Genomic DNA, 22,497 nt, shown 5'->3' with positions numbered 1-22,497 from the left:
CGGGGCTAATGTGGGAGGGGGCAAGCCCCCGCCCACACTGATTGCGTTCACTCGGCGGAGGGTGGCGTCAGCCGCGCTTCCAGTTCCGCCATTTTTGCCTCCAGGCTTTCCAGCCGCGCACGCGTGCGGGCGAGCACCACCATCTGGCTGTCGAACTCTTCACGGCTCACCAGATCGAGCTTGCTGAAGCCACTTTGCAGCAATGCCTTGAACTGGCTTTCGATTTCATTGCGGGGCAGCGGAGTGTCGCCGCTGAACAGGCGAGAGGCGTGGCCGCTCAGGGCGTCGAGGAAGTCTTTGGGCGCGAGCATGGGAAATATTCCGGAAAACTGTTGGCCGGCAGTGTATCACGCAGCGTCTATAGTCTTTTCACAGCCCTGGCGCGCACGCTTTTCGCGCATCGGGATGGGCGCTCGCGCACTGTTTTGATGCGCATCCCTACCGCCGGAACGCCCCGCAGGTGGGCATGAGTGGGCAATGGACTGATTTCAGTGAGTTTTACGGAGCTGGCAAGGTTTCTGCTTAGACGATCATGACCCATGCACTGATGCAGTCGCTGTGACGAATGCAGTGCGCCGACGGATCAGGGGTACAGGTTTCGTCACCAGTGGTTCGCTGGCGTCGCCACGGTAAATGCCGAGGCGACGATGCGTTACAAAGCCAGGCACTGCGCTTAGACTTGAGACGGGTTTGTTTTCCTGGGGCAAGTCCACCAATTCGGGAGAGAGTTTTCATGAAGCTAGTCACTGCCATCATCAAGCCGTTCAAGTTGGACGACGTACGCGAGTCACTGTCCGAGATCGGCGTGCAGGGCATTACCGTTACTGAGGTCAAGGGCTTCGGTCGGCAGAAGGGTCATACCGAGCTGTATCGCGGCGCGGAATATGTGGTCGATTTCCTGCCGAAGGTGAAGATTGATGTCGCCATTGACGACAAGGATCTTGACCGGGTTATCGAGGCGATAACCAAGGCCGCCAACACCGGCAAGATCGGTGACGGCAAGATCTTCGTGGTCAATCTGGAACAGGCTATCCGCATCCGTACCGGCGAAACCGATACCGACGCAATCTAAGCCGCCAAACCCCAACGCCCCAGGAGAAAAACACTATGACTCTGCGTACATTCGCAGGGCTCGGAGCCCTGTTGTCCATCGTAATGCCAGGCCTTGCAATGGCGGCAGACGAAGTGGCGGCTCCAGTCCTCAACTCCGGCGACACTGCCTGGATGCTGACCGCCACCGCACTGGTGCTGTTCATGACCATTCCTGGCCTGGCGCTGTTCTACGGCGGCATGGTCCGCTCCAAGAATATTCTGTCGGTGATGATGCAATGCTTTGCCATCACTGGCCTGATCAGCATCCTGTGGGTCGTCTACGGTTACAGCATTGCGTTCGATACCACCGGTATGGAGCAGGGCGTCGTCAACTTCAACTCCTTCTTCGGCGGCATGGGCAAGGCGTTCCTGGCAGGGGTCACTCCAGCCAGCATTACCGGGCCTGCGGCGTTGTTCCCGGAAGCGGTGTTCATCACCTTCCAGATGACGTTCGCCATCATCACTCCGGCGCTGATCGTCGGTGCCTTCGCCGAGCGCATGAAGTTCTCCGCGATGCTGATTTTCATGGGCATCTGGTTCACTCTGGTCTATGCGCCGATTGCGCACATGGTCTGGAGCGGCAACGGCGGCCTGATGTGGGACTGGGGCGTGCTGGACTTCGCCGGTGGCACCGTAGTGCACATCAACGCCGGTGTGGCTGGCCTGGTGGCGTGCCTGGTGCTCGGCAAACGTAAAGGCTTCCCGACCACCCCGATGGCCCCGCACAACCTGGGCTACACTTTGATCGGCGCGGCCATGCTGTGGATCGGCTGGTTCGGCTTTAACGCCGGTTCCGCTGCCGCAGCCAACGGCACGGCCGGCATGGCGATGCTGGTTACCCAGATTGCTACCGCTGCTGCGGCGCTGGGCTGGATGTTCGCCGAGTGGATCACCCACGGTAAGCCGAGCGCACTGGGCATCGCCTCGGGTGTGGTGGCCGGCCTGGTTGCGATCACTCCAGCGGCTGGCACCGTGGGCCCGATGGGCGCCCTGGTCATTGGCCTGGCGGCGGGCGTGGTGTGTTTCTTCTGCGCCACTACCCTCAAGCGCAAGCTGGGCTACGACGACTCCCTGGATGCCTTCGGCGTGCACGGTATCGGCGGTATTCTCGGCGCGATCCTGACCGGCGTGTTCGCGGCTCCGTCGATGGGTGGCTTCAACGCCGCTACCACTGACATCGCCGCCCAGGTGTGGATCCAGTGCAAAGGCGTCGGCTTCACCGTGATCTACACGGCGATCGTCACCTACGTCATCCTCAAGGTGCTGGACATGGTCATGGGCCTGCGCGTCACCGAAGAGGAAGAGGCGGTCGGTCTCGACCTGGCGCAACATAACGAGCGTGGCTACAACCTGTAAGTACGCGAAAAAAAGATGCCCGGCTTGCCGGGCATTTTTTTGTCTGGCGTTTGTCTTTGCCTATAGTGGCATGGGTTTTTCGTCAACTTTGTGATGGGATCCACACGGCACTTTTAAGGGTGCGAATGTCTTACAGACATGTAGGCGTATTCGGCACTTTGTTTTTTTCCAGAGCGCGCTAGAATGCGCGCCGATGGGCGGAGAACTGTATGTGGCAACAGACCCTGATTACCCTTAGGGCCAAGCCCCGGGGCTTTCACCTGGTGACCGACGAGTTGCTTGCCGGCTTGCCTGAATTGAAGGCGTGTCGCGTGGGCCTGTTGCATCTGTGGCTGCAGCACACCTCGGCCTCGTTGACGGTCAACGAGAATGCCGATCCGGCGGTTCGCCGTGACTTCGAGCGTTTCTTCAACTTGCTGGTGCCGCAAGGCCATGCAGGGTTTGAACACAACGACGAAGGTCCGGATGATCTGCCGGCGCACTTCAAGGCCAGTCTCCTGGGCTGCCAGCTGAGTTTGCCGGTGAAGGCTGGCTGCTTGGCGATGGGGACCTGGCAAGGTGTTTATCTGGGCGAGCACCGTGATCATGGCGGTGCTCGTAAAGTCCTCGCCACCTTGCACGGTGAAGGGGCATAAGCCACTGGTGATCCAGTGGATGTTGATTTTTTTCCGGCGACCTCGACAGAGGGTGAAGCTGGGCTATAACTAATCTGCTTTTCGCAAGTCATGAGGTAGAACATGAGCGACGATGATCTGGAAAACGACGACCTCGAAGTAGGTGACGAAGACGACACTGAGGAAAGTCTTGAAGCGGCGGCTGATGACGTTGCTGAAGACCTTGATGACAGTGCTGGCGATGATGTCGCGCCCAAAGCCAAAGGCAAGGCCAAGGCTGCTGTTTCGGTAGACGAACTGCCCAGCGTTGAAGCCAAGAACAAAGAGCGCGATGCCCTGGCCCGTGCGATGGAAGAATTCCTCGCCAAAGGCGGCAAAGTGGTCGAGGTCGAGCCCAACGTGGTGGCTGATCCACCGAAGAAGCCGGATAACAAATACGGCAGCCGTCCTATCTGAGGTCAGCTACCTGCTTGTAAGAAAGAACCCGCCGTCGCTGCGGGTTTTTTCATGCCCGCTGATTTATTCGAGCGTTGTGGTGATCCAGATGTGGGAGGTGCAAGCCCTAATGTCAGTCAGTGAAGGCTTTTTGTAGGAGCGAGCTTGCTCGCGAAGAACTCAGGGCTCCCTCGTTCATCCAGAATGAACGCGTTGCCTGGGCGTTTTTCGCGAGCAAGCTCGCTCCTACAGGGAACCCCTTTAAGCCCCCTCCCACATTTGGATCGCTGGTGTTACTGCCAGCTGCGGAGCAATTGCGGTAGCTCCGTCAGGCTGCGAATTTGCGCATCCGGGAGTTTATCCCCTTCCCACGCCTTGCCCGCCGGGTTGAACCACACTGCTCGCAGGCCCGCCTGCTGCGCCCCGGCAATGTCATCGCCCGGATGATCGCCAACATGCACCGCCGCTTCGGCCTTCACGCCGCCGCGCTGCAATGCCTCCTGAAACAACCGCGCATCCGGCTTGGCGATGCCGATATCCTCGGCACGCAAGGCAAAGTGAAAGTAGTCCGCCAGGCCTACGCGTTGTACGTCGGCATTGCCATTGGTGATCACCCCTAGCAGGAAGTGCTGGCGCAGCGCTTTGAGCATGGGCTCGGCTTCGGGGAAGACGGTGAGTTGATGCCGCGCATGAATGAACGCTTCAAAACACACGTCGGCCATTTCCGTGGCTTCAGGCTGTGGATAACCAGCCTCCTCAAACGCATGCATCAACACCCGGTGGCGCAGGATACTGATGCGGTGTTTGAGTTCAGGATGACGTTGCAGCACTTGTTGGCGCAGGCTGGCGAAATGCTCCAGGGGCAAGTCGCCGACCTTGGATGCGTTGAGCGCCAACCATTCGCGCATTGACGCTTCGGCGCTGATGATGACGGGTACGTTGTCCCAGAGCGTGTCGTCCAGGTCGAAGGTGATCAGCTTGATGCTCATGAGTCGCCGCCCTTGATGCGTTTGGCCCGTGGATGGGCGCTGTCGTACACCGTTGCCAGGTGCTGGAAGTCGAGGTGGGTGTAGATTTGCGTGGTCTTGATGTCGGAGTGGCCGAGCAGCTCCTGTACCGCGCGCAGGTCCTGGGACGACTCCAGCATATGGCTGGCAAAGGAGTGCCTGAGCATATGCGGGTGCAGGTTCTGCCCCAGTTCGCGCTCGCCGGCGGCTTTTACGCGCAACTGAATGGCCCGTGGCCCCAGGCGTCGGCCCTGTTGGCTGATAAATACCGCGTCGTCTTGCGGATTGGCCAGCGCCCGTAACGGCAACCATAGTTGCAGGGCTTCACGGGCTTTCCTGCCGACGGGCAGCACCCGTGTCTTGCTGCCTTTACCCAGCACCTGCACCAGCCCATCCGCCAGGTCGAGTTGATCGAGGTTAAGGCCGGTCAGCTCGGACAGGCGCAGGCCCGAGGAGTAGAACAACTCGAGGATCGCCTGGTCGCGGTGCGCCAGGAAGTCATCCTCGACCGCGCCATCGAGCAGTTGCAGAGCGCGGTCGGTGTCCAGGGTCTTGGGCAGGCGGCGCTCGCCTTTGGGCGGCGACAGGCCATTGGCCGGGTCGTGGTCACACAGGCCTTCGCGGTTCAGGTAGTGATAGAGGCCGCGCACCGCCGACAGCAGGCGCGACAAGCTACGCGAGGACTGGCCTTGCTGGTGCAGCCGTGCGACCAGGCTGCGCAGGCTCTGGATATCCAGGGCTTTCCAGCTGGCGATCTGCTGCTTTTCGCAATAGGCCAGGACCTTGTTCAAGTCCCGCCGGTAGGCTTCCAGGGTATGAGGCGACACCTGGCGCTCGTTGCGCAGGTGAGCGCAGTAAGCGTCCAGATGCCGTTCCATGGCTAGCGCACCGCGCGCAGGGCAGTGGTGAAACGCGGCAAGACGCGGCCCAGCACTTCGGCGATGTAGGTCAAAAACAGGGTGCCCACCGAGCTTTTGTAATGCGCGGGATCGCGGCTGGCGATGGCCAGTACGCCATGCAGGCCTTGATGGCTGAGGGCAACCACGGCGGTGGAGCCGATCTGTTGGCGCTGTTCGGCACCAAACAGGAAGTCCAGTTCATGCTCGCGCAGGGTTCCGCTGATGGTCTTGCCTTCGGAAAGCAGGCCGCCGATGGCGGTTTGCGCTTCGCCACCGCTGACCCAGCGCCCCACCGGCATCGGGTTATCGCTGAACAGGATCAGGCTGACAAACGGCACCTGGAAGTCCTGGCGCAGGCTGTCTTCCACGGCCATCACCGTTTCTTCCAGGCTGGCGGCGTCCATCAGGGTCAGGATCAGGCGACGGGTCTTGTCGAACAGGCGATCGTTGTCGCGGGCCACATCCATCAGGTGCGAGAGCCGGTGGCGCATTTCGATATTGCGCTCGCGCAGGATCTGCATTTGCCGCTCCACCAACGACACGGTATCGCCGCGTTGGTGGGGGATGCGCAAGGCCGGAAGCAATTGCTCGTGCTCGACGAAAAAATCCGCATGAGCCTCAAGATACGCCGCGACAGCAGCGGCCTCCAGGCTTTCACTTGGGGTGATTTGTGCGGGTACTTGAGGCTTATCGGTCATTGGCTTGGCTCACTCATAGACGGACCTGTCCTTCGTATACACGCGAGGCCGGCCCGGTCATCATCACCGGGTGGCCAGGGCCTGCCCATTCGATGGACAAGCGCCCACCCGGCAGGTCGATCAGCAGCGGTGAATCCATCCACCCCTGGCTGATCGCGGCCACGGCAGCGGCGCAGGCACCGGTGCCGCAGGCCTGGGTTTCGCCGGCGCCGCGCTCCCACACACGCAATTGCGCGCGGGAACGGTCGATCACTTGCAGGAAGCCCACATTGACCCGCGCCGGAAAGCGCGGGTGATGTTCGATCTTCGGCCCCAGTTCATGCACGGGCGCATTGTTGATGTCATTGACCCGCAGCACCGCATGGGGATTGCCCATGGACACGGCGGCGATATCCACGCTTTGGCCGTCCACCTCCAGCGCATAACTGAGGGCCTGCTCGGGCGCCTGGAACGGAATGTCCGCCGGCACCAGGCGTGGCGCGCCCATGTTGACGCTGATCTGGCCGTCACTGCGGATATCCAGTTCGATCACGCCGCCTTTGGTCTCGACGCGGATCTGGCGCTTGGCGGTCAGGCGCTTGTCCAGCACGAAGCGCGCAAAGCAGCGCGCACCGTTGCCGCACTGTTCCACCTCAGAGCCATCGGAGTTGAAGATCCGATAACGGAAATCCACCTCCGGGTTGGTCGGCGCTTCCACCAGCAATAATTGGTCGAAGCCGACACCGGTATGCCGGTCGCCCCATTGTTTGGCGTGCTTGGGCAGGATGTGTGCGTGCTGGCTGACCAGGTCGAGAACCATGAAGTCATTGCCCAGCCCGTGCATCTTGGTAAAACGCAGCAGCATGGTTTACTCCGGCAGCAGGCTTTCGCCAGCATACAACTCGGCTACCGTCTCGCGGCGACGCACTTCGAACGCTTGATCACCGTCCACCAGCACCTCGGCGGCTCGCCCGCGCGTGTTGTAGTTGGAACTCATGACAAACCCATAGGCACCGGCCGAATGCACGGCCAGCAGGTCGCCTTCCTCCAGGGCCAGTTGACGATCCTTGGCCAGGAAGTCGCCGGTCTCACAGATCGGGCCGACGATGTCGTACGCACGCGCTTCGCTGGCGCGAGGGACCACGGCGCTGACATTCATCCAGGCCTGGTACAGCGCCGGGCGGATCAGGTCGTTCATCGCCGCGTCGACGATGGCGAAGTCCTTGTGCTCGGTGTGCTTGAGGTACTCGACCTGAGTGAGCAGCAAACCGGCATTGGCGACGATGTAGCGGCCCGGCTCGAACATCAGCGTCAGGTCGCGGCCTTCGATACGCTCGCGCACGGCCTTGATGTAGTCGGCGATCAACGGCGGCTCTTCATCGCGATACCGCACGCCCACACCGCCACCCAGATCGATGTGGTGCAGGTAGATGCCGCAATCGCCGAGGCGGTCGATCAGCGCCAGGAGGCGGTCGAGCGCATCCAGGAACGGCGGCAGGGTGGTCAGTTGCGAGCCGATATGGCAGTCGACACCCAACACGTCCAGGTTCGGCAATTGGGCGGCGCGGATGTACACGTCTTCGGCGTCGGCAATGGCGATGCCGAACTTGTTCTCCTTGAGACCGGTGGAAATGTACGGGTGGGTGCCCGCATCGACGTCCGGGTTGACGCGCAGGGAGATCGGCGCACGAACGCCCATTTCGGCGGCCACGACCTGCAGGCGCTCCAGCTCGTCGGTGGACTCGATGTTGAAGCAGTGCACACCCACTTCCAGGGCGCGGCGCATGTCTTCGCGGCTCTTGCCGACGCCGGAGAACACGATCTTGTCGGCCTGGCCACCGGCGGCCAATACACGTTCGAGTTCGCCACGGGACACAATGTCAAAACCAGCGCCCAGACGCGCCAGGACATTGAGTACACCCAGGTTGGAGTTGGCTTTCACCGCGTAGCACACCAGGTGCGGCACGCCTTCCAGCGGGTCGGTGAACGAGCGGTATTGCGCTTCGATATGTGCACGGGAATACACATACGTCGGGGTGCCAAAGCGCTCGGCAATCGCAGACAGCGCCACGCCTTCCGCGAACAGCTCGCCGTCCCGGTAGTTAAAAGCGTCCATGAGGGTCCCTTAGTAAGTGTCGTGCTTGTGCGCTTTCGATGGCTTTTGCGACGACTGCGCCTGTTCGTTCGGGTCTTTGCTGTCGTCGGGCAGGTACAGCGGGCCTTTTTGACCACAGGCACTAACGAGGCAAGCGACCGCGACGAGCGCAGCAAGGGAAGAGATCAGGCGCTTCATGGCGAAATCCTTGAATATGCATTAATTGCGCCCGAGTATACCGACCACCCGCCAGCTTGCCTATGCGCCGGAATACCCGTCCGGCGGGGGTTTGCTGAGAGGGTCGGGAAGCGGACTACGCTGTTGGAGGATATTTCACGCCGTCAATCGCGTTGAAATCGGTATCCTTTGCAATCGGCGGGGCGCGTCCGTATCGTGCGGCGCTTGAGCAGAACCAGACACTTTTGAGGTTGCCACAATGAGTTTGACCGAAGCCCGTTTTCACGACCTGGTGGATGCCACCCAGGAGAAGCTGGAAGACATTTTCGACGACAGCGACCTGGATGTGGATCTGGAAAACTCGGCCGGTGTGCTGACCGTCAAATTCGAGAGCGGCCAGCAACTGATCTTCAGTCGCCAGGAGCCGCTGCGTCAGTTGTGGCTGGCGGCGCGCTCCGGTGGCGTTCACTTCGACTACGACGAAGATAGTGGCAAATGGCAGTGCGACAAGAGTGAAGAGTTGTTGGGCGAGATGCTCACGCGGCTGGTCGAAGAATATACCGGCGCCGAGCTGGACTTCGACGAGATCTGACCGTGACCCAGCCTGCCCCCGTACGCCCGCCCAAGCCGCTGTTCAGCAATGTCAGCCCGGCGGTGCCGTCGCCTTGTATCAGTTTGTGTCGCCTGGATGAGCAAAAAGTCTGCCTCGGCTGCTTCCGGCATGTCGAAGACATCCGTGAATGGCGCTCCGCCGACGATGCCCGGCGTCGAGTGATCTGCGCGCAGGCCGAGCAACGCCGGGCCCACGCCTGACGCTATCTTGTTTATTTGTGACGCTGTGGTAGTGTCCGGGTACGCCTCAACTCATCGAGGCCCGTGAGAACCCCGCCTTTTCCTGGCGGGGTTTTGCTTTTTTGTGCAGAAAAAAGGAGTCTGCCTGAATCATGACCACCGCACCGTCCATCATTCTCACCCGTCTTGACGTGCAGCGTCTGGAGCAACTGATCGACCGCTTGGGCGACGAGTTTCCCGGCGTCGAAGCGTTGCAGGCCGAACTCGACCGCGCCGAAGACGTGGTTGGTCACGATGAAGTGCCTGCAACTGTCGTGACCATGAACTCCAGCGTGCATTGCCGTGAACAAGGCAGTGGCAAGGACTATCACCTGACCCTTGTTTATCCCAAGGACGCAAATGCCGATGAAGGCAAGATCTCGATCCTGGCACCGGTCGGCAGTGCTTTGCTCGGCCTGCAAGTGGGCCAACACATCGATTGGCCTGCACCGGGCGGCAAGACCCTCAAGCTTGAATTGCTGAGTGTCGAAGGCCAGCCCAAAGACGGCGGCGCCTTCCCGCTTTAAATCTGGCTCAGCGCTTCATTGAGCGCGAGCTCCAGCTCGGCCTTGTAGCGCAGGTACAGATTGCTCGGGCTTTGCACGTCGCCGAGCAGGCCCGACAGGTCCAGGTCGGTGATGTAGCAACGGTAACGCTCGGATTCGCGGCGTTGCCCGACGATTTCCCGGGCGACCACCGCGAACAGCTGGTCGCCAAACTCCATTTCGGAAAATTCCCGCTGATTGCAGTACAGCGTGACACCCACCTGGCCGGGCGCCGCCTTGCCGATAATCGCCTGCACGTCATAAAACGGCTTGTTGGCCGGGTGTTGCGGCGCCGGCCTTGGTTCGACAACGCGTGCGCGGGCGCTGCCCGATGGCAACAGTTGGTAGTACAGCGTTTGTACTTCGCCCAGCGGCTGTTGGGTGTCCAGCGGTGACAGCGCTTCGCGGCGATAGATGATCGACAGCAGGAACCGTTGCAGCGGTGCCAACAGGCTCTGTTCATCATGAAACGGCAAGCGCTGCTGCCAGAGCGCGTTGAACTCGTCGAGCACATACAGTTCGGCGAAGCCATCATTGACCCGGTAGAACACTTGTATGCAATCGGCCTGGCCCATGGGCAGCAGCAGCGCCAGGTCGTGGTCTTCCAGCGCCATGGCGTCCAGGTGCAATGGGCTGTAGCTGGCCAGCTCTTCGCTGAGGTAGGCGACCAAGGCGTCCTGGGTCGGCAGTGACACGTGGGTGGCCTGGCCGGGAATCAGTTCCATGACGTGATAGTGCTGCTGCACCTGCAGCAGGTAGCGGTGGTTGCTTTGGCCGAGCAGCAGATGCTGCGCGGTGTCGAATACTTCTTCGACGCGCTGGGCAATGAACTGCGCTCGGTTGTGACAGAAACAGCGCACCCGCAACCGCGGCAAATGAGCCGGCGGCAGTTGGTTGAGGTAGTCGCGCAGGCAGTCGAGCAGCGCATGGGGCCCGTCGTAGCGGCTGACCATCACCTCGTTCCAGCTATTGAGCGTGACCTGGTCCAGGGTCAGTACCAGGTTTTCACGCACGCCGGCATAACTCAGGGAGTCGGTGCGCTCGGTGGTCATCAGAATGTTCAGGTCGCGGTGATGCTTGAGTGGGTCGACGCCGACGTTGATCAGCAACAACACTTCTTCCGGTACCGCCGAACGCAACAGACGCGCTTCATCGACGCTGGCCAGGGGCAGGGCGATGGTCTGTTGCAGGCTGCCCAGCAGGTTGAACAGCTCGAACTCGGTCATGTCGCTGGCGCCGGGGTGCAGCGCCAGGCGCGTGCTGCTGTCGATCACACCGTTGCGATGGCACCAGGTGAGCATTTCCAGCAGGTCGCGGCTGCGTTTGATCGGCGCGAAGTGCTCCCATTCCAGGGCCGTGAGGTTACCGTTATACAGGCCCCAATGGTGCTGGCCCGGCTCCTTGCGGTTGGGGGAGTGCACCAGGGTCAGGGTGTCTTCGGCCAGGTCCGGGGCAATCCCGGGGTTAATGAACTCAACCTTGCCGGCCTTGCGTTCAAAGGCTGCGTACAAGCGCCGGCCCAGCACATTGAGGTCGCGCTTGTTGATCAGGCTGACGGTCTGTTCCGTGCGGGCGAACTGGGTGAGGAAGCGGTAGCTGTAGTTCAGCTCGTTGACCAGGGCACGGCGCTCGGAGGCGACCTGACGCACTTTCCATTGGCTGCGGCTGTCCAGCAGGGCCAGTTGGCGCTGGTCCCAACCCCACTCATCGGCCAGGCGTTCGAGCAGCAGTCGTTGCCAACTGGCGGTGCGCTGGCCGGCGCTGAGCTTGCGGTTGACCTTCAGGTACAGGCTGCGCCGTACCAGTTCCAGGCGCTCGGGTTCATTGCGGACCTTGAGGTATTCCTCGATGCGGCGGTAGACCACGATGTACGGGTCCAGCTCGTCCAGGTCCAGTTGATTGGCAAACACCGCGCGCTTGAAGCGCAGGCTCAGGCACTGCACGTTGGGGTGTTCGCTGGCGTAGACCTCGGTCAGCAGCAGCTTGAGCACCGATTTATAGGGCGACTCGATGCCCTTGAACAGTTGCCACAGCCCGGCGCCGATGAACTCCCCCGGAGGAATGCGCGCCAGATGGCCGAGATCGAGGGTTTCGTCGGCGCGAATGAAGCGTTTGGAGATCAGCGTGTGGGTGAATTCGGCGTAGCGGCTTTCTTCATACACCGGGACCAGCCACCAGATCGGCGTGCGCCCGGCCAGCCAGATGGCGGTGCGGTAGAACTCGTCCAGCAGCAAATAGTGCTGGGTGGTGCCGCAATCGTCGGAACTCAGTTGGGTGTCCCGTTCACCGAGCACAAAGCGCGTCGGTTCGATCAAAAAGAAATGCGCCTCGGCACCCATGGTCTGGGCCCAGGCTTCCAGCAGCTGGCACTTCTTGCGCAGCTCGGTCAGCTCGTTTTCATTCAGGTCCGGAGCGTGACACACCCACACGTCCATATCGCTCTGATCCGCCTGGGCCAACGTGCCCAGGCTGCCCATCAGGAACAGGCCGTGGATCGGGCGGGGCGGGTTGCCGTGGCGCGGCTTGTAGGAGAACGAACGGGTCAGGCGCTGGGCTTCGGCCAGGGCCTGGGCATCAGGTTCGAAATTCGACAGCCCGGCCGGTGTGCCGCTGGAGACATAGCCCGGCAGCAAAGGGTGATTGACGTGGAAAAACAGCGGCAACAACGTCAGCACGCTTTGTTGGCGCGGGGTCAACCCTTCGACGGCCCGGGCCATGCGGCCTTCGTTGAGGGCCATGAAACGCGCGCGCAATTGGGTCAGCACCTTACGGTCGATGCCTTCGTCCAGGTCGGGGCGGATTTCATGGGTGCGGGTCATGTCGAATTCGGTGGCTCGCAGGGCCCGACGTGGGCGGCCGTGTAGGAGTTTACAGACAGTAGCGTAGGAGGTTTAGAGGGAAATGGCGGTTGGCGCCAGAATTTTGCACCTTGCACAGCAACGCCCGTGGAATCCGCAGAGGGGCGGACTCCATGGGCGGGATCAGGTGTCAGGCGGCTTCTTTGGTGGAGGCGGTGGTCAAGATAGTCAGCAAGGTCTGCGCTTGCTCGGCGGCGTCCCGGCCAAGGCTGGTCAGGTAGCCTCCATCCGGTTGGTCGATAAGCCCTTTCGCATGGAGACGCTTGGCAGCGGCGATGGCAGTGGGGGCGGCGGTCTGATGGACTTTCAGACCTTCCTTGGTGCTGTCCAGGGGGAAGAGTACAAGGATTTCCAGTTCGGCAACCAACTCAGGGGTATACGACATAAGGACTCCAGACTTTCTAAAATTTATTAGAGGCTAGCAGGCCATAAGGTGAACGCACTTTGCCGAACTGTCCAGCGTGTTGCTGCGCGCCCGAGGGTTATTGTTTTTCCGGCGGCAACTCAGGCAATGCTCGCAGCGCTGTTTCATACCACTGGGTATCAAAAGGGCGGTCTTCGTCCAGCATCGCATCGATCTCGAAGGCCAGCACATGGGCCATGAGATTCAGAATATCTTCGCGCTCATAACCGACCAGCGTCAGTTTGTTGAACGTGGCCTTGGCCGCTGGCGGGTTGTCGCTTTCGATCTGGTTTTCAATCGCTTCGATCAGCGTGGTTTCGGTGAATTCTTCTTCGTCATTGTCGATATCGGTCGGCTCGCTCATGGCAGGCTCCTCAAGGAAAGGGCGCCAGTCTAACTCCATTCAGGCGGGTGATGCTGCTGGTCAGGCCGCGCCTCAGCGTCTATAACGCTTGCAGCCAACCCCACACCCGGCCTGGAGGCGTTCGCAATGCTCAAGCTCTACGGTTTTTCGGTCAGCAACTACTACAACATGGTCAAGCTGGCGCTGATGGAGAAAGGCTTGCCTTTCGAAGAGGTGCCTTTTTATGCAGGACAAACGCCTGAAGCCCTGGCGGTAAGCCCACGAGGCAAAGTGCCGGTGCTCGGCGTCAAGCAAGGCTTCATCAACGAAACCAGCGTGATCCTCGAATACATCGAGCAGACTCAGGAAGGGCCGGCGCTGCTGCCGGCCGAGCCGTTCCAGCGTGCCCAGGTGCTGGCGTTGTGCAGGGAGATCGAGTTGTACATTGAATTGCCCGCACGGGCGTGCTTCGCCGAGGCGTTCTTTGGCATGCAGGTGCCGGAGGCGATCAAGGAGAAAGCCCGAGCTGAATTGTTGCTTGGCGTCGGTACGTTAGGCCGACACGGCAAGTTCGCGCCTTATGTAGCAGGGGAGCACTTCACCATTGCCGATCTGTATTTCATGTACAGCTTGAATCTGGCCGTTGGTGTGGGCGAGAAACTGTTTGGGCTGGATTTGCTGGCTGAAATGCCGAAGGCGAAGGCGCTGCTGGAGCGTTTGAATGCGATGCCCAATGCGCAAAAGGTCGAGGCGGACCGGCAGGCGGCGATGCCTGGGTTTATGGCGATGATTGCGGCTAAAAAGTAATCAAGTGTGGGAGGGGGCTGGCCCCTCCCACATTTTATCAGCGGCTGGCGAGCAGGGCCTGGCCGCGTACCACCGCTGCCTTCACCTGCGCCGGCGCGGTGCCGCCTACGTGATTACGGGCATTCACCGAGCCTTCCAGGGTCAGCACGGCGAACACGTCCTGCTCGATCTGGTCGCTGAACTGGCGCAATTCTTCCAGGCTCATTTCAGCCAGGTCCTTGCCGGTGTCCACGCCGTATTTCACGGCATGGCCCACGATTTCATGGCAGTCACGGAACGGCAGGCCACGCCGCACCAGGTAGTCGGCCAGGTCGGTCGCGGTGGAGAAACCCCGCAAGGCTGCTTCGCGCATGATGGCGTGCTTGGGCTTGATCGCCGGGATCATGTCGGCAAACGCACGCAGTGAGTCGCGCAGGGTGTCGGCGGCGTCGAACAGCGGCTCCTTGTCTTCCTGGTTATCCTTGTTGTAGGCCAGCGGCTGGCCTTTCATCAGGGTCAGCAGGCCCATCAGTGCGCCGAATACGCGGCCGCTCTTGCCACGCACGAGCTCGGGCACGTCGGGGTTTTTCTTTTGCGGCATGATCGAACTGCCGGTGCAGAAACGGTCCGGCAGGTCGATGAACTGGAATTGCGCGCTGGTCCACAGCACCAGCTCTTCGGAGAAGCGCGACAGGTGCATCATCGCGATGCTCGCGGCGGCGCAGAATTCGATGGCGAAATCACGGTCCGACACGCCGTCCAGGGAGTTGCCGCCGACGGCGTCGAAACCCAGCAGCTGCGCAGTGTATTCACGGTCGATCGGGTAGGTGGTGCCCGCCAGCGCGGCGCTGCCCAACGGCATGCGGTTGGTGCGCTTGCGGCAATCCACCAGGCGCTCGTAATCGCGGCTGAGCATTTCGAACCAGGCCAGCAGGTGGTGGCCGAAGGTGACGGGCTGAGCGGTCTGCAGGTGAGTGAAGCCGGGCATGATGGTGTCCGATTCACGCTCGGCCTGTTCCAGCAAACCTTTCTGCAAGCGGGTGATTTCAGCCAGGATCAAGTCGATTTCATCGCGCAGCCACAGGCGGATATCGGTGGCCACCTGGTCGTTACGGCTGCGACCGGTGTGCAGCTTTTTGCCGGTCACACCGATGCGATCGGTGAGGCGAGCCTCGATGTTCATGTGCACGTCTTCCAGGTCGACGCGCCAGTCGAACGTACCGGCTTCGATCTCGCCACGGATGGTGGTCAGGCCATCGATGATGCTGTCGCGTTCGGCATCGGTCAGTACGCCGACCTTGGCCAGCATCGTGGCATGGGCGATGGAGCCCATGATGTCGTGGCGGTACAGGCGCTGGTCGAAGGTGACGGAGGCGGTGAAGCGCGCGACGAAGGCGTCGACGGGTTCACTGAAGCGGCCGCCCCAGGACTGGTTGGTCTTGTCGGTGCTCATGGATTCGCTCGTGATCTGCTTAAAGAGGCGTGGAGGTGTGCCGCCGATAATAACAGGGTTGTCCGCAGACGCGGTGCTGTGGGCGGACGGCAATTTTATTTGTGCAAAGGATGGCTAAGTGCCTTGCCGCCGACCGCGTCCGGGACGAGACTGGGAGCAGGTTCTTATTGAAACGATATTTGACGATTGAGCAATATCGTCTCAGCGAGCGTCTACAGTTGGACTGAGAGTGTGTGAATGCACCAAAGTCGGGTCATGCGGTCAGAGCCCAGACTATCCATTAAAAAAGGGGGGTATTCGGATTGTGTATCAGCAAACCCTACGACGCTGCGCGAATGCAGCGGCTCTTGGGCGCTATTGAACAGGTCCGGGTAAATTTGGGTGCCGCTCCCAGGGCACTTTTTGCCGCTCGCGCTAGTCTTAGCGTGGATCGCTGTGACGCAAGTCACCGCACCTGTCTACGCTATCCTTGTGCGAGACTCACGCAGGAATCCAGCGCTATATGAATGTCCTGATCGTTGATGACGAACCCCAAGCCCGCGAGCGACTGAGCCGTCTGGTCAGTGAACTCGAGGGTTATACAGTCCTTGAGCCGAGCGCCACCAGCGGCGAGGAGGCGTTGACGTTGATCGACAGCCTCAAGCCGGATGTAGTGTTGCTCGATATCCGTATGCCGGGCCTCGATGGTCTGCAAGTTGCCGCCCGCCTGAGCGAGCGCGAGTCGCCCCCTGCCGTGGTGTTATGCTCGGCCGAGGAAGAGTTTTCTGCGCAGACGCTGGAAGACAGCGGTGTCAGTTTTCTCGTCAAGCCGGTGACTGGCGAAGCGTTGCTCAAGGCCTTGAAGAAAGCCGAGCGCCCCAGCCGTGTTCAGCTCGCAGCCCTGACCCAACCTGCCGCCCAGAGCGGTAACGGCCCCCGCAGCCATATCAGTGCACGCACCCGCAAGGGCATCGAACTGATTCCCCTCGGTCAGGTGGTTTATTTTATCGCCGACCATAAATACGTGACCTTGCGCCACGAAGCCGGCGAAGTGTTGCTCGATGAGCCGCTCAAAGCCCTGGAAGATGAGTTCGGCGACCGCTTCGTGCGTATCCATCGCAATGCGCTGGTGGCCCGTGAGCGTATCGAACGCTTGCAACGCACGCCCCTGGGGCACTTTCAGCTGTTCCTCAAGGGACTCAATGGCGATGCCTTGATCGTCAGTCGGCGCCATGTCGCCGGCGTGCGCAAGATGATGCAGCAGCTTTAACCCAGAGGCCCTGGCGAGCTGCGCAGTCCTTATCCCGGTGCGACGCGGCCAGGGAGGCCCCGCACTTGCTGATTCAAATCAAAGCGTATTTGCCTGAGCTGTTATTATCTGCCGTATCTATTCAGTACGGATTGATCCATGTCTTCTCGCGAAATCCGCATCGCCACCCGTAAAAGTGCCCTGGCCTTATGGCAGGCCGAATACGTCAAAGCACGCCTTGAGCAGGCCCACCCTGGCCTCAGGGTGACCCTGGTACCCATGGTCAGTCGCGGCGATAAATTGCTGGACTCGCCACTGTCGAAAATTGGCGGCAAGGGCTTGTTCGTCAAGGAACTGGAAACCGCGCTGCTGGAGAACGAAGCCGACATCGCCGTGCATTCGATGAAAGACGTGCCCATGGATTTCCCTGAAGGCCTGGGCCTTTTTTGCATCTGCGAGCGCGAAGACCCACGCGACGCCTTTGTTTCCAACACCTATGCCTCCCTGGATGACTTGCCCCTGGGCAGCATCGTGGGCACCTCCAGCCTGCGTCGCCAGGCCCAATTGCTGACCCGTCGCCCCGACCTGCAGATCCGCTTTCTGCGCGGCAACGTCAACACGCGCCTGGCCAAGTTGGATGCGGGTGAGTACGACGCGATCATCCTCGCCGCTGCCGGCCTGATCCGCCTGGGTTTCGAAGACCGCATCACCCATGCAATCAGCGTCGAGGACAGCTTGCCCGCTGGAGGGCAGGGTGCAGTCGGTGTTGAATGTCGTACCGCCGACAGCGAAATTCATGCACTGCTCAAACCGCTGGATCACGTGGACACAGAGGTTCGTGTCACCGCCGAGCGCGCCCTGAACAAGCACCTCAACGGTGGCTGCCAGGTACCGATTGCCTGCTATGCCGTGCTCGAAGGTGAAAACCTGTGGTTGCGTGGCCTGGTCGGGGACCCGGACGGCGGCACGCTGCTGACCGCGCAAGTGCGCGGCCCGCAACGTGAGGCCACGGCCCTGGGCATCCTGGTCGCCGAGGAATTGCTGAGCAAGGGCGCCGGCGCCATTCTGCAAAAAGTCTACGGCGAGGCCGGCCCGCAGTGACCCAGTGGCGATTGCTGCTCACACGGCCTGCCGAAGAATCGGCAGCCTTGGCGGCGACATTGGCCGATGCGGGTGTTTTCAGCAGCAAGTTACCCTTGCTGGAGATCGAAGCCTTGCCGGTTACGGCTGAACAACGGGCAGTCTTCGGGGCGCTGCAGCGCTACTGCGCGGTGATCGTGGTGAGCAAGCCGGCGGCGCGTCTTGCCCTGCAACAATTGAGCGCGTCCTGGTCGCGATTGCCGTGGTTCAGTGTCGGTGCCGCAACTGCACAGATACTGGCCGAGCAGGGTCTGGACGTGCACTATCCGCCAACGGCTGACGACAGCGAGGCCTTGCTTCAATTGCTGGCGTTGCGCGAGGCTATCGCACTCCCTGGCGCCAGGGTATTGATCCTGCGCGGCGAGGGCGGTCGGGAGCTGCTCGCGGAGCGTTTACGCGAGCGAGGTGTTAGTGTCGACTATCTGGAATTGTATCGCCGTTTGCTTCCGGCCTACGACCCAGGCGCACTGACGCAGCGCATCCAGTTGGAACGCTTGAACGGCGTGGTGGTCAGCAGTGGGCAAGGTTTTTTACACTTGCAGGCCGTGGCCGGCTCCGATTGGCCTGAGGTGGCGCAGCTGCCGTTGTTCGTGCCCAGCCCGCGCGTCTACGAGATGGCGCGGGCCGCTGGCGCAGAAAAAGTTGTGGATTGTCGCGGCGCGAGTGCTGCGGCTTTGTTAGTGGCGTTAGGGAGTCATCCCGTTCCCACTCTCTGATACGCAAAGGACGGATACGTGAGCGAAACAGCCTTGCCTAAAGATGAAGCTCAGCCCGCGCTCGATGCGCCGGTCGGAACGCCGGTCGCCGCGCCACGCCGTGGCAATGGCCTGGCAGTCGTCGCTTTGCTGCTTGGCGCTGCGGGCGTTGCCGCCGGCGGCTGGGGAATCTGGCAGGTCCGTGCCCTGCAAGCCAGCAGCCAGCAGCAACTGGGTCAGGTACAGACCCTGGATGACCAATCCCAGAGCCTCAAGCAGAGCCAGCAACAGTTGGCCGCCCGCCTGGCGCAGTTGCCCGGCGCCGATGAGCTGGAAGAGCGCCGACGCCTGGTCGCCCAGTTGCAGGGTGACCAGCAACGCCTGAACCAGCGCCTGGAAACCGTACTGGGTGCCAGCCGCAAGGATTGGCGCCTGGCCGAGGCCGAGCATCTGATTCGTCTGGCCAGCTTGCGTCTGTCGGCCTTGCAGGACATCAACAGCGCTCAATCGCTGGTCCAGGGTGCCGACGAGATTCTGCGTGAGCAGAGCGACCCCGGCGCGTTCGCCGCGCGCGAGCAACTAGCCAAGAGCCTGGCGGCGCTGCGCAGCACCGAACAGCCGGACCGCACCGGGTTGTACCTGCAGTTGGCCGCATTGCGCGACCAAGTGGTGCAACTGGCGGCGATCGCCCCGGAGTATCAACTCACGGAGCCCGCTTCCCAGGGCCGTCCGACCAGCGATACGGGCAATCAGTTGAGCCAATGGTGGGAGCAGATATCCCGTTATTTCCGTATCGACTTCAATCCCGATGACAACATTCGTCCGCTGCTGGCGGGCCAGGGGTTGAATCAGGTGCGCCTGGCCCTGAGCCTGGCGCTGGAGCAAGCGCAGTGGGCAGCACTCAACGGCGAATCGGCGGTGTATAGCCGGTCGCTGGGTGAAGCGCGCAGCGTACTGCAGGATAACTTCAACCAGGACAACCCGCAGAGCAAGGCGATGCTGGCGCGTATCGCCGAGCTCGAGCCCAAGGCTGTGTCGGTGGTGACGCCTGACCTGGCCGCGAGCCTCGCGGCTGTGCAGGCGTACCTTGAGCGTCGTCATCTGTCTGCCGACGAAGCCAAGGCTTCGGCTGCCAAGCCTGCGGCCCAGGAGTAGAACCGATGAAGCGTTTCTATGTGATCCTGGTGCTGGCAATTGCGATCGCCCTGGCGTTGGCCGTGGGTATTTCGAAACACACCGGCTACGTGCTGATTACCTATCCTCATGTGCTGCATTACGAATCGAGCCTGTGGGCCACCTTGGTGGCGGTGTTTGCCATAGGCCTGGCGATCTATCTGATTCGCGTCCTGCTGAGCCTGGTCACTGCCTCGGGTGGCGTGGTCAACCCCTGGTCGCGGCGCAATCGCAGCCGCCGCGTGCAGATTGCAATCGAGCAAGGCCAGATGGACCTGGCCGAAGGCCGCTGGGCCAGTGCCGAACGCCACCTGCACCGTGCCGCAGAAGCGGAGCGCCAACCACTGCTGTACTACCTTGGTGCGGCGCGTGCGGCCAATGAGTTGGGGCGTTATGCAGAGTCGGATGGTTTGCTGGAGCGTGCGCTGGCTCGCCAGCCCCAGGCGGAACTGGCCGTTGCCTTGAGCCATGCGCAATTGCAGATGGACCGTGGCGATACTGAAGGTGCCCTGGTCACCCTGCAGGCGATGCATGAGCGCCATCCTCACAATGCCCAGGTCCTGCGACAGCTGCAGCGGCTGCACCAGCAGCGCGGTGATTGGTCGGCGGTGATTCGCCTGTTGCCTGAACTGCGTAAGGACAAGGTGCTGCCGGCCAGTGAACTGGCCGAACTGGAGCGCCGGGCCTGGGGAGAAAACCTCAGCCTGGCCGCATACCGTGAGGAGCCGGGCGAGGCCGGCTTGCGATCTCTTGATCGCGCCTGGGAGCAACTGACTTCAGCCCAGCGTCAGGAGCCGCAACTGGTGTTGGCGTATGCTGACCAACTGCGTCGACTGGGTGCGGACGCCAAGGCCGAGGAAGCACTGCGCGGTGCGCTCAAGCGCAGTTATGACAGCCATCTCATTCGGCTCTACGGCCTGCTGCGCGGCAGCGACCCGGCCCGTCAGTTGAAGTTTGCCGAAGGCTGGCTGAAGGATCATCCGGGCGATGCCAGCCTATTGCTGACGCTGGGCCGTCTGTGCCTGCAGAACAGCCTGTGGGGTAAGGCACGTGATTATCTGGAAAGCAGCCTGCAGGTTCAGCGCAATCCCGAAGCCTGTGCCGAATTGGCCCGCCTGCTGGCCCAATTGGGTGATACCGAACGCAGCAACCAGCTGTTCCAGGAAGGCTTGGGGTTACTCGACAATCGTCTGCTGGCCTCACCGTTGCCAGCCCCCGCCCGAGCTTGAAGTAGGAAAGGAGCAATGGGTTGGCTCAGACGGATCCAGAAGCCAATCCCATAACCCTATGTAAACATTCGGCTTAAGTGGGCTCGTAACCAATTCTTACGTCTTGAAGGGCGATTTCCTCAGTGTGCTGGCGGGATCTCCCTGTGTTTTAGCGGAATTGTCTGCTCCAAGGCGTATTGAAAGGGGTCGGGCCTTTCCTCTACCGTAGCGACCTATCTCTTGCGGTGCGGATAAACAATGTCTTTGGCCCCCTTACGCTCCTTGTTTTTCCTGGCGTTCATGGCCGGTGCGCTGACGTTGGGCGTGTCTTTCTATCTGGAATATGGCGCACTGTTGCAGCCATGCTTTTTGTGCCAGGTGCAACGGTTGTTGCTTGCTGCCTTTGTACTGATCAACCTGATCGCGGTCCTTCATAACCCTGGCCGCTCCGGTGTGTATGTGTATGGGCTGGCGAGCATGGGGTGTGCGTTGTTTGGCGCCGTCACCGCCGGGCGCCAGGTGCTGCTGCAGAACACTGCGTCGGACCAAATGCCGAAGTGCTGGCCAACCCTTGATTACATGATTGAAAACCTGTCGTTTTGGCAGGCTGCTCGGTCAGCCTTCAAGGGCACCGTCGATTGCGTCGAAATCAATTGGACGCTATTTGACCTCAGCCTGCCGGAGTGGAGTCTGTTGTTTTTCGTGGCGATGCTGATTCTGGGTGCCACGCCGCTTTCTCGCTTGTTGCTCAGTCGGCGTTATCTAGCGTAAACCGAGGAAAATACGGTTCATGTCGTAGGATGGGATTAAACGCTTGTATGAACTTTCTCTCCTGCGTACCTTGAAGCCATAGTGATGCGGGCATAATCTGGCCCGCACGCGTTATCGAAACCGCTTGTCAGACGTGGCCTTGTCCGGCTGCCGCTTTAACCTTGAAGTGTTGCACGGGCACACGGCAGCAGCGTCCCCATAGGGAAGAGAGATCATCATGCTGGAAAGTTGTCAGAATGCTCAGGAACGCTGGGGTGGGGTGCATAAGCTGATCGACAGCTGGTTGAAGGCACGCCACGAACTGGTTCGGGCCTTTGATGCGCTAGGTGCCAAGCCCGAGGCGCTGGCCGAGAATCGCGAGCCGCTGCAAGATTTCTGCGCAGTGCTGGTGGACTATGTGTCTGCAGGTCATTTCGGCGTCTACGAGCAACTCACCAAAGAGGCGGAAGCGTTCGACGACCAGCGTGGCCTGGAGTTGGCAGAGACCCTTTACCCGCGCATCGATGTCATCACTGAAAAGCTGCTGGCGTTCACTGACCTGTGCGATGCGGGGAAGTGTGTTGCTGAAAAATTCAAAGAGTTGGGCGCCCTGTTGCATGAGCGCTTCGAACTGGAAGATTGCCTGATTGAAGTGCTGCACAACGCTCACAAAGAAGAGCCGGCTACACCGGCATGAAGCGTTGAGATGCAATTAAAAACGGTGCGCATGTC

General features: G+C 60.9%; 26 protein-coding genes. 15 read left to right on the top strand and 11 right to left on the bottom strand.

The window, feature by feature from the left end:
• Positions 1–47: 47 nt before the first annotated feature.
• Positions 48–311 (bottom strand): accessory factor UbiK family protein, encoded by a 264-nt coding sequence (locus C4J84_RS25285; RefSeq protein WP_124368801.1) that lies wholly within the window; start codon positions 309–311, stop codon positions 48–50.
• Between the two features lie 422 nt (positions 312–733).
• On the opposite strand from C4J84_RS25285, the gene glnK reads away from it, so the two are divergent.
• The 4 genes from glnK (at position 734) to sutA (ending at position 3,518) form a co-directional block, all read left to right on the top strand.
• On the top strand, positions 734–1,072 hold the full coding sequence (glnK, locus tag C4J84_RS25280) for a P-II family nitrogen regulator (protein WP_002555808.1): 339 nt from the start codon (positions 734–736) through the stop codon (positions 1,070–1,072).
• Positions 1,073–1,107: 35 nt separating this feature from the next.
• Entirely contained in the window at positions 1,108–2,448 is a 1,341-nt protein-coding gene (locus C4J84_RS25275; RefSeq protein ID WP_124372266.1) for an ammonium transporter, read from the top strand.
• 209 nt (positions 2,449–2,657) lie between these two features.
• The gene (locus tag C4J84_RS25270; RefSeq protein ID WP_124372265.1) at positions 2,658–3,083 is read left to right on the top strand and encodes a secondary thiamine-phosphate synthase enzyme YjbQ; all 426 of its coding nucleotides are present in this window, start codon (positions 2,658–2,660) and stop codon (positions 3,081–3,083) included.
• A gap of 102 nt (positions 3,084–3,185) precedes the next feature.
• Entirely contained in the window at positions 3,186–3,518 is a 333-nt protein-coding gene (gene sutA / locus C4J84_RS25265) for a transcriptional regulator SutA (protein ID WP_124364948.1), read from the top strand.
• 272 nt (positions 3,519–3,790) lie between these two features.
• On the opposite strand, the gene C4J84_RS25260 is transcribed toward sutA, so the two are convergent.
• Genes C4J84_RS25260 through C4J84_RS25235 form a run of 6 tightly spaced genes read right to left on the bottom strand, consistent with a single transcriptional unit; the run spans position 3,791 to position 8,373 of the window.
• Positions 3,791–4,486, bottom strand: a complete 696-nt coding sequence (locus C4J84_RS25260) for an HAD family hydrolase (protein WP_124368799.1) — start codon at positions 4,484–4,486, stop codon at positions 3,791–3,793.
• Positions 4,483–5,382, bottom strand: coding sequence for a tyrosine recombinase XerC (gene xerC, locus C4J84_RS25255; RefSeq protein WP_124415899.1), 900 nt, complete (start codon positions 5,380–5,382; stop codon positions 4,483–4,485). The genes C4J84_RS25260 and xerC overlap by 4 nt, the downstream gene beginning before the upstream one ends.
• A gap of 2 nt (positions 5,383–5,384) precedes the next feature.
• Positions 5,385–6,101 (bottom strand): DUF484 family protein, encoded by a 717-nt coding sequence (locus C4J84_RS25250; protein ID WP_124372262.1) that lies wholly within the window; start codon positions 6,099–6,101, stop codon positions 5,385–5,387.
• A gap of 13 nt (positions 6,102–6,114) precedes the next feature.
• Positions 6,115–6,945: a diaminopimelate epimerase gene (gene dapF, locus C4J84_RS25245; protein ID WP_124436262.1), complete on the bottom strand. Its 831-nt coding sequence runs from the start codon at positions 6,943–6,945 to the stop codon at positions 6,115–6,117.
• A 3-nt stretch (positions 6,946–6,948) separates the two neighbouring features.
• Entirely contained in the window at positions 6,949–8,196 is a 1,248-nt protein-coding gene (gene lysA, locus C4J84_RS25240) for a diaminopimelate decarboxylase (protein WP_124436261.1), read from the bottom strand.
• 9 nt (positions 8,197–8,205) lie between these two features.
• Entirely contained in the window at positions 8,206–8,373 is a 168-nt protein-coding gene (locus C4J84_RS25235) for a lipoprotein (RefSeq protein ID WP_003195417.1), read from the bottom strand.
• Positions 8,374–8,611: 238 nt separating this feature from the next.
• Between C4J84_RS25235 and cyaY the strand changes: the two genes are divergently transcribed.
• The 3 genes from cyaY (at position 8,612) to rnk (ending at position 9,710) form a co-directional block, all read left to right on the top strand.
• The gene (gene cyaY, locus C4J84_RS25230) at positions 8,612–8,944 is read left to right on the top strand and encodes an iron donor protein CyaY (protein ID WP_124364942.1); all 333 of its coding nucleotides are present in this window, start codon (positions 8,612–8,614) and stop codon (positions 8,942–8,944) included.
• Between the two features lie 2 nt (positions 8,945–8,946).
• Positions 8,947–9,165 (top strand): DUF1289 domain-containing protein, encoded by a 219-nt coding sequence (locus C4J84_RS25225; RefSeq protein ID WP_003176868.1) that lies wholly within the window; start codon positions 8,947–8,949, stop codon positions 9,163–9,165.
• A 131-nt stretch (positions 9,166–9,296) separates the two neighbouring features.
• The gene (gene rnk, locus C4J84_RS25220; RefSeq protein ID WP_124364940.1) at positions 9,297–9,710 is read left to right on the top strand and encodes a nucleoside diphosphate kinase regulator; all 414 of its coding nucleotides are present in this window, start codon (positions 9,297–9,299) and stop codon (positions 9,708–9,710) included.
• Here the strand turns inward: rnk and C4J84_RS25215 are convergent.
• From C4J84_RS25215 to C4J84_RS25205, 3 genes are all read right to left on the bottom strand, one after another.
• Positions 9,707–12,547: a class I adenylate cyclase gene (locus tag C4J84_RS25215; RefSeq protein WP_124436260.1), complete on the bottom strand. Its 2,841-nt coding sequence runs from the start codon at positions 12,545–12,547 to the stop codon at positions 9,707–9,709. The genes rnk and C4J84_RS25215 overlap by 4 nt on opposite strands.
• 169 nt (positions 12,548–12,716) lie before the next feature.
• Entirely contained in the window at positions 12,717–12,971 is a 255-nt protein-coding gene (locus C4J84_RS25210) for a TIGR02647 family protein (protein ID WP_003195403.1), read from the bottom strand.
• A 97-nt stretch (positions 12,972–13,068) separates the two neighbouring features.
• Positions 13,069–13,353 (bottom strand): hypothetical protein, encoded by a 285-nt coding sequence (locus C4J84_RS25205; RefSeq protein ID WP_124436259.1) that lies wholly within the window; start codon positions 13,351–13,353, stop codon positions 13,069–13,071.
• 126 nt (positions 13,354–13,479) lie between these two features.
• On the opposite strand from C4J84_RS25205, the gene C4J84_RS25200 reads away from it, so the two are divergent.
• Positions 13,480–14,139 (top strand): glutathione S-transferase family protein, encoded by a 660-nt coding sequence (locus tag C4J84_RS25200; protein ID WP_124436258.1) that lies wholly within the window; start codon positions 13,480–13,482, stop codon positions 14,137–14,139.
• Positions 14,140–14,176: 37 nt separating this feature from the next.
• Here the strand turns inward: C4J84_RS25200 and argH are convergent, their stop codons facing one another.
• Positions 14,177–15,571: an argininosuccinate lyase gene (argH, locus tag C4J84_RS25195; protein ID WP_124364936.1), complete on the bottom strand. Its 1,395-nt coding sequence runs from the start codon at positions 15,569–15,571 to the stop codon at positions 14,177–14,179.
• Between the two features lie 502 nt (positions 15,572–16,073).
• On the opposite strand from argH, the gene C4J84_RS25190 reads away from it, so the two are divergent.
• The 7 genes from C4J84_RS25190 (at position 16,074) to rsd (ending at position 22,462) form a co-directional block, all read left to right on the top strand.
• Positions 16,074–16,820, top strand: coding sequence for a LytTR family DNA-binding domain-containing protein (locus C4J84_RS25190; RefSeq protein ID WP_124436257.1), 747 nt, complete (start codon positions 16,074–16,076; stop codon positions 16,818–16,820).
• Positions 16,821–16,958: 138 nt separating this feature from the next.
• Entirely contained in the window at positions 16,959–17,900 is a 942-nt protein-coding gene (gene hemC / locus C4J84_RS25185) for a hydroxymethylbilane synthase (RefSeq protein ID WP_124436256.1), read from the top strand.
• Positions 17,897–18,655, top strand: a complete 759-nt coding sequence (locus C4J84_RS26575) for a uroporphyrinogen-III synthase (RefSeq protein WP_256681370.1) — start codon at positions 17,897–17,899, stop codon at positions 18,653–18,655. Before hemC ends, C4J84_RS26575 begins: the two co-directional genes overlap by 4 nt.
• Before the next feature lie 18 nt (positions 18,656–18,673).
• The gene (locus C4J84_RS26570; RefSeq protein ID WP_256660116.1) at positions 18,674–19,789 is read left to right on the top strand and encodes a uroporphyrinogen-III C-methyltransferase; all 1,116 of its coding nucleotides are present in this window, start codon (positions 18,674–18,676) and stop codon (positions 19,787–19,789) included.
• Positions 19,790–19,794: 5 nt separating this feature from the next.
• On the top strand, positions 19,795–21,036 hold the full coding sequence (locus tag C4J84_RS25175; protein WP_124436255.1) for a heme biosynthesis protein HemY: 1,242 nt from the start codon (positions 19,795–19,797) through the stop codon (positions 21,034–21,036).
• A gap of 237 nt (positions 21,037–21,273) precedes the next feature.
• On the top strand, positions 21,274–21,786 hold the full coding sequence (locus C4J84_RS25170) for a disulfide bond formation protein B (RefSeq protein ID WP_124436254.1): 513 nt from the start codon (positions 21,274–21,276) through the stop codon (positions 21,784–21,786).
• Positions 21,787–22,003: 217 nt separating this feature from the next.
• Positions 22,004–22,462 carry a sigma D regulator gene (gene rsd, locus C4J84_RS25165; protein ID WP_124372254.1) on the top strand — a complete coding sequence of 153 codons (459 nt, stop codon included), beginning with the start codon at positions 22,004–22,006 and terminating at the stop codon, positions 22,460–22,462.
• Positions 22,463–22,497 lie beyond the last annotated feature (35 nt).

It is taken from the genome of Pseudomonas sp. R11-23-07 (genome assembly GCF_003852295.1).
GTDB lineage: Bacteria > Pseudomonadota > Gammaproteobacteria > Pseudomonadales > Pseudomonadaceae > Aquipseudomonas.
Note: the sequence above shows the minus strand (reverse complement) of the source record. Positions and strands in the feature narration are given on the sequence as shown.

Bases quoted from the DNA above. Each gene is read 5' to 3' on its own strand.
- C4J84_RS25175 (WP_124436255.1), top strand. From the start codon at position 19,795: ATGAAGCGTTTCTATGTGATCCTGGTGCTGGCAATTGCGATCGCCCTG.
- cyaY (WP_124364942.1), top strand. From the start codon at position 8,612: ATGAGTTTGACCGAAGCCCGTTTTCACGACCTGGTGGATGCCACCCAG.
- C4J84_RS25200 (WP_124436258.1), top strand. From the start codon at position 13,480: ATGCTCAAGCTCTACGGTTTTTCGGTCAGCAACTACTACAACATGGTC.
- lysA (WP_124436261.1), bottom strand. From the start codon at position 8,196: ATGGACGCTTTTAACTACCGGGACGGCGAGCTGTTCGCGGAAGGCGTG.
- C4J84_RS25170 (WP_124436254.1), top strand. From the start codon at position 21,274: ATGTCTTTGGCCCCCTTACGCTCCTTGTTTTTCCTGGCGTTCATGGCC.
- C4J84_RS25190 (WP_124436257.1), top strand. From the start codon at position 16,074: ATGAATGTCCTGATCGTTGATGACGAACCCCAAGCCCGCGAGCGACTG.
- sutA (WP_124364948.1), top strand. From the start codon at position 3,186: ATGAGCGACGATGATCTGGAAAACGACGACCTCGAAGTAGGTGACGAA.
- glnK (WP_002555808.1), top strand. From the start codon at position 734: ATGAAGCTAGTCACTGCCATCATCAAGCCGTTCAAGTTGGACGACGTA.
- dapF (WP_124436262.1), bottom strand. From the start codon at position 6,945: ATGCTGCTGCGTTTTACCAAGATGCACGGGCTGGGCAATGACTTCATG.
- rsd (WP_124372254.1), top strand. From the start codon at position 22,004: ATGCTGGAAAGTTGTCAGAATGCTCAGGAACGCTGGGGTGGGGTGCAT.
- C4J84_RS25275 (WP_124372266.1), top strand. From the start codon at position 1,108: ATGACTCTGCGTACATTCGCAGGGCTCGGAGCCCTGTTGTCCATCGTA.
- C4J84_RS25270 (WP_124372265.1), top strand. From the start codon at position 2,658: ATGTGGCAACAGACCCTGATTACCCTTAGGGCCAAGCCCCGGGGCTTT.
- C4J84_RS25235 (WP_003195417.1), bottom strand. From the start codon at position 8,373: ATGAAGCGCCTGATCTCTTCCCTTGCTGCGCTCGTCGCGGTCGCTTGC.
- xerC (WP_124415899.1), bottom strand. From the start codon at position 5,382: ATGGAACGGCATCTGGACGCTTACTGCGCTCACCTGCGCAACGAGCGC.
- argH (WP_124364936.1), bottom strand. From the start codon at position 15,571: ATGAGCACCGACAAGACCAACCAGTCCTGGGGCGGCCGCTTCAGTGAA.
- C4J84_RS25215 (WP_124436260.1), bottom strand. From the start codon at position 12,547: ATGACCCGCACCCATGAAATCCGCCCCGACCTGGACGAAGGCATCGAC.
- C4J84_RS25205 (WP_124436259.1), bottom strand. From the start codon at position 13,353: ATGAGCGAGCCGACCGATATCGACAATGACGAAGAAGAATTCACCGAA.
- C4J84_RS25210 (WP_003195403.1), bottom strand. From the start codon at position 12,971: ATGTCGTATACCCCTGAGTTGGTTGCCGAACTGGAAATCCTTGTACTC.
- C4J84_RS25260 (WP_124368799.1), bottom strand. From the start codon at position 4,486: ATGAGCATCAAGCTGATCACCTTCGACCTGGACGACACGCTCTGGGAC.
- C4J84_RS25285 (WP_124368801.1), bottom strand. From the start codon at position 311: ATGCTCGCGCCCAAAGACTTCCTCGACGCCCTGAGCGGCCACGCCTCT.
- rnk (WP_124364940.1), top strand. From the start codon at position 9,297: ATGACCACCGCACCGTCCATCATTCTCACCCGTCTTGACGTGCAGCGT.
- C4J84_RS25250 (WP_124372262.1), bottom strand. From the start codon at position 6,101: ATGACCGATAAGCCTCAAGTACCCGCACAAATCACCCCAAGTGAAAGC.
- hemC (WP_124436256.1), top strand. From the start codon at position 16,959: ATGTCTTCTCGCGAAATCCGCATCGCCACCCGTAAAAGTGCCCTGGCC.